This window comes from Paenibacillus sp. E194, assembly GCF_000935845.1.
Lineage (GTDB): Bacteria > Bacillota > Bacilli > Paenibacillales > Paenibacillaceae > Paenibacillus_B > Paenibacillus_B alvei_B.
In genome coordinates this window covers 1-5,644 of sequence record NZ_JMDX01000311.1, presented here as the reverse complement: position 1 = coordinate 5,644, position 5,644 = coordinate 1, and the positions used below count along the sequence as shown (strand labels likewise).

2 protein-coding genes and 1 pseudogene are annotated in these 5,644 nt (G+C 46.9%); all 3 read left to right on the top strand.

Going from position 1 to position 5,644, the window contains the following annotated elements; all coding sequences use genetic code 11:
- A partial coding sequence (locus AZ66_RS26025; protein ID WP_044357526.1) for a non-ribosomal peptide synthetase occupies positions 1–3,950 on the top strand: 3,950 nt, incomplete at its 5' end.
- 190 nt (positions 3,951–4,140) lie between these two features.
- Positions 4,141–4,824, top strand: a pseudogene (locus AZ66_RS33945) (condensation domain-containing protein); the annotation flags it as partial.
- Positions 4,825–4,857: 33 nt separating this feature from the next.
- A partial coding sequence (locus tag AZ66_RS33130) for an AMP-binding protein (RefSeq protein WP_231587059.1) occupies positions 4,858–5,644 on the top strand: 787 nt, incomplete at its 3' end.

Below are 5,644 nucleotides of genomic sequence, written 5' to 3'. Positions count from 1 at the left end.
GCATTCATCATCCGGTAAGCCAAGAACTGTTCGAGAGACTTAAAGAGGCTGCCAGACAAAACGGAACCTCTGTTAAGACCGTATGCTTCGCCGCCTACGTAAGCATGCTGCGCATGATTTCGTACGAAAGCGACATTGTAGTCGGGCTGGTGGAGAATAACCGTCCGATATGTGAAGACGGGGATCGGATGCTGGGCTGCTTCCTGAACACGGTTCCATTCCGCATGTCGGTGATGGAAGAAGAAGCAACGTGGGAAACGGTCATACAGAGCGTGAACCGGAAACTGCAAGAATTGAAGAAGTACGGCCGTCTGCCTTTATTTGAAATCGTCAAGGCGATTGGCGAAAATCCGTCGGGGCAAAACCCGATATTTGACGTCATGTTTAATTACGTTGATTTCCATGTCTATAATCAAGCGGAACAAATGGAGCGGTATGCTCCCGATAAGGAGCAAATGTTGGAGGTGGGGGCGTATGAAAATACAAATACGCTGTTCGACTTTAGTGTCTCCACAACATTCGATCATATGGCGGTGCTTGTGGACTACCAAAGCCACATTTTATCGGAGGAGTGGGCAGAACGACTGATCGGTTACTATTTCAGCATATTGCATGAGATCGTGGAGCATCCTGCTGCTCGGATCGATAAAGGGGAACTGCTGGCGCCGGAGGAAAGAGATCGATTATTGAACGTATTCGACGCAACATATTCCGTCTACCCACGAGAGAAGACGATTCATGAATGGTTTGCGGAACAGGCGGTACGGACGCCGGATCAGACGGCAGCGGTGTTTGGGGAACAGCGAATGACGTACAAGGAGCTGAATGATTGCGCGAACTTGTTGGCGCGGGTGCTGAAAGAGCGGGGCGTGCGTCCTAACGCAATTGTAGGCATCATGGCGGAACGTTCCCTCGATATGATAGTAGGCATTATGGGAGTATTGAAAGCTGGAGGGGCGTATTTGCCGATTGATCCCGAATATCCAATCGAACGCGTCCGCTACATGTTGGAAAATTCAGAAGCATCCGTGCTGCTCATTCAACCGCATCTGAAGGAGCGGGTGCATGCGGTGGACGACCCTACTTCTGAAACAGCTGATATTAAACCTTATTGCGGGCACACGCTGGATTTGAGTCTGGACATGTTGAAGAGCGGGGATAGAGAAGAAGCAGTGGATTCTATACCGGAATCGGAACCGGAAGCTAATTCGGATTATCCGGCATACGTTATTTATACGTCCGGTTCGACTGGAAAGCCGAAGGGAGTCGTGATCAGACACCGAAGTGTGCTCAATCTCGTCACTTCCTTGTCGGAACGCATTTACGGCCGCTATCCGTCCAAGACAAGAATCGCTCTAGTTGCGCCATTTGGTTTTGACGCATCCGTTCAGCAAATTTTTGCATCGCTCTTGTTGGGGCATACCTTGTATATCGTACCAGAGCACATAAGAAGAGAAGGCCCAGGATTACTTCAGTTCTATTGCGATTATGCCATTGACATATCGGATATGGCCCCGGCGCATATTGGTTTAATCCTGCATGAGGTGGTATCCAGACAACCGGCGTATATGCCGAAACATTTCATTGTTGGTGGAGAAGTGTTGCCTTATTTCCACGTGCGAGACTTGTTTGCTGCTCTGGGAGACGACTGTCCGATGATTACCAATGTCTATGGCCCAACGGAGTGCTGTGTCGATACGACAGCGTTCGATATTGAGCCGGCAAAAATACGTGATTTGCGCGCGATTCCAATAGGAAAGCCACTGAACAATACGCGGGTATATGTCTTGGACGAGCAAATGAAGCTTCAACCGATTGGGGCAGTTGGACAACTCTATATTGCGGGAGAAGGTTTGGCCAAAGGGTATGTAAACCGTCCTGAGTTGACGGCAGAAACATTTATAGAAAACCCGTTTGTGCCGGGCGAGCGGATGTATCGGACAGGAGATTTGGGAAGATGGCTGCCCGACGGAAATCTGGAGTATTTTGGCCGAATCGATGCACAAGTGAAAATTCGCGGGTATCGAATGGAATTGGGTGAAATTGAAGCCTGCTTGCAGCAGCATGAAGCCATTAGAGAAGCGGTTGTTATTGCCTGCCGAGACGAACAAGGAGATGCATATTTGTGCGCTTACGTGTTAGGAGAAGGAACGTTGGACGCGACGGAGCTACGCCGATTCTTGGGACGGCAATTACCGGGCTATATGATTCCGTCGTTCTTCGTACAGTTAGATGAACTGCCGTTGACGGCAAACGGGAAGCTTGACCGTCACGCATTGCCGGAACCGAAAGGCCGTATTGCAAATGGAGGGGAATATGTAGCGCCGCGGACAGGGCTGGAAGCCCGGTTAGCGGAGATTTGGCAGCACGTGTTGGACATAGAGCGTATCGGAGTAAAAGATAATTTCTTCGAGCTTGGAGGACATTCGCTAAAAGCAACGATGCTCGTGTCTCAAATGCACAAGGAACTAAATATCAACGTGCCGCTGCGCTCCATCTTCCAGAGCCCGACGCTGGAGCAGTTAGCTCAAGAGATCGCAGGCATGAAAGAGGATCCGTACGCATCGATCGAGCCGACAGAAGCCAGAGAATATTATCCGGTCTCCTCAGGGCAAAAACGAATGTACATCCTGAATCAATTGGAAGGAGCAGCGCTCAGTTACAATATGCCGGGCGTATTTACAGTGATAGGGCCGCTCGATGCGGAACGTTTAGAGGCGGCATTCCGCGCATTAATTGCGCGTCATGAAACGTTGCGAACCTCGTTTAGGGTTATCGACGGGGAACCGGTGCAGCTGGTGCATGGACACGTTCCGTTCACAGTGGAGGTACACTGTCTGCCGAATGAGGACTTATCGGCAACAATGGAGGAAGAATATATTGCTCGGCAGATCGAAGCGTTCATACGACCGTTTGATTTGGGACAAGCGCCGTTGCTGCGTGTAAGGCTTATCAAAACAGCGACGGAACGCCATGTTCTCCTGTTCGATATCCATCATATTATTTCTGATGGTGTGTCCATCAATTTATTGATGCAGGAGTTTGCGCGCCTATATGAAGGACAGAGATTGCCTGAGCTGTCCATTCAATACAAAGATTATGCCGTGTGGCAGCATGAGCTGGCCCGAAGCGGTAAATTGAAGCAGCAGGAAGCGTTTTGGCTGGAGGTGTTTGCCAGAGAGATTCCGGTATTGAATTTGCCTACAGATTATGCGCGTCCAGCGATGCAGCGATTTGAGGGAGACGCCGTGTTCTTTGATATCCAGCAGGATATGACTCATGGCTTGCGTAACATTACGGCAAAAACCGGTGCCACGATGTATATGGTGCTGCTTGCAGCTTATACGGCGCTCCTATCAAAATATACGGGTCAAGAGGATATCGTGGTTGGTACCCCGATTGCGAGCAGGCCGCATGTCAATTTGGAACCGCTCATCGGGATGTTCGTCGGCACGTTGGCGATGCGGAATTATCCGGAAAAAGAAAAAACATTCGCAGATTTCGTGCGGGAAGTAAAGGAGCGGACACTGGAGGCGTTCGAACATCAGAACTATCCGTTCGAGGAGCTTGTCGGTACTTTGCAACTTCAAAGAGATTTTTCGCGTAATCCGTTATTCGATACCATGTTTGCTATGCAGACCAGAAATGACGACAGCTTGGAAATGCAGGGGATATACGTCAAACAACGAGATACGGAGTTTAAAGTATCCAAAGTGGACATGTCCCTATATGTTCTGGAGGGATCAGAGCGCATCGAGTGCTGCATCGAATACGGCGTACATTTATTCAATAAGGAAACGATAATGAAGATGGCTGACGATTTTATAAAACTATTAGAAGCAGTTAGTCAAAACCCGCTCATTAAATTGAGGGAAATTCAATTGGTAGAAGTTGATTCTGCAGAGGAAAAGATAGAGTTAGAAATAGACGATTTTCATTTCAATTTTTAATTTTATTGTCGGCAAGGTATCTCTTTGGAATAAAGGGATGCCTTGCCATAACTACAAATCTATTCGATCTAAGTTCGAGGGAAAATCAATATTGTTCTCCTTTCAAGTTCCAAATTTACTAAAAATGTGGAGGTATCTAATGGATGGCACTATAATGTTGTGTAAGTAGATAATTACAAAATTACAATATATGGTTTGTGGAGGTGGTTCTCTGATGAAATTGGATCCATATACCCGAAATAAACTAATATCAAGCGGGAATTTCGATAAGGAGAAACAGTTTTGGGAACATCAGCTTTCCGGGGACGTTCCGAAGTCATTTTTTCCTGAACAATATGATTCCCGCTATGAAGAGGATTGTACGGATGGCGTGACATATTCATTCCCTAGCGAGCTTTCCCATCAAATAAAAAAATTATGTAACAATTCTGAATTGGGCATATTTACGGTTATTTATTCGGCACTTTTGTACATAATGCATAAATACTCGGGACATCCGGATATTTTAGCGGTCTCCCCGATCATAAATAAATCAAATATGAACGATGGCGTAATTATTAAGCAAAACATTAATGACTCACTTTCTTATAAAGAGTATTTATTACTTGTAAAGGATACGATTCGTCAATCATATCAACACGAAAACTACCCCTTATGTTTCTTCGATGAATCTTCAATCAATACATTAGTCTTATTAGAAAACCTACACCAACGTTTCTCGACAGAAGATATCAATTTCAACATTTTATTTTCATTTTGTATCGATCACGATTCAATAAAAGGCTCGATTCGATATAAAACCTGTTTATATAAAAAGCATTCTATCAAACAAATCGCAGACCATATTACCAACTTTATGGAGATATCCATACTTGCACCCGATACGTTGCTCCGTGATATTCCGATTATGACGAAAGCGGAACGAACAAGCATAACGGTTGGATTCAATGATTCCGAAGCTGACTATCCAAGCGATGCCACGATTCATCAGTTGTTCGAGAGCCAAGTGCAGCGTACGCCGGATGCTGTTGCCGTCGCGTTCGGCGAACGGGAATTGACGTACGGGCAGCTCAATGCGCGCGCCAACCGAATTGCACGGGTGCTGCGGGAGAAAGGTGTTCAGCCGGACGAAATTGTCGGTATTAGCATGCATCGTTCCTTGGAGATAATTGTAGGCATAATGGCGATTTTGAAAGCCGGCGGAGCGTATGTGCCGCTAGATCCTTCATATCCACAGGAACGAATTCATTACATGCTGCAAGACAGTGGCGCCCGAATCGTCCTAACAGCAGGCCCGTTAACCGGGGAGCTTCCGTTTGAAGGGAATCTGTTCGATGTAGAAACCGAGCAATGGAGTGGCGATGACAGCGACGTTTCGAAACAGACTGACCGCAACGAAGCTCCGGCATTGTGCGGAGATGAAACTGATCTGGAGCCTATAACGGATTCGCATCATCTAGCTTACGTCATTTATACTTCTGGTTCGACCGGGGTTCCCAAAGGAGTACCGATTGAGCACCATTCCGTCGTCAACCGCCTGAATTGGATGCAAAAAGCCTATCCGCTTACTGCCGAGGATGTTATTTTACAAAAAACATCGTTCAGCTTCGATGTATCGGTATGGGAGCTATTTTGGGGAACGCTTCAAGGGGCGAAAACCTACTATTTGGCGCCGGGAGAGGAGAAGGATCCGA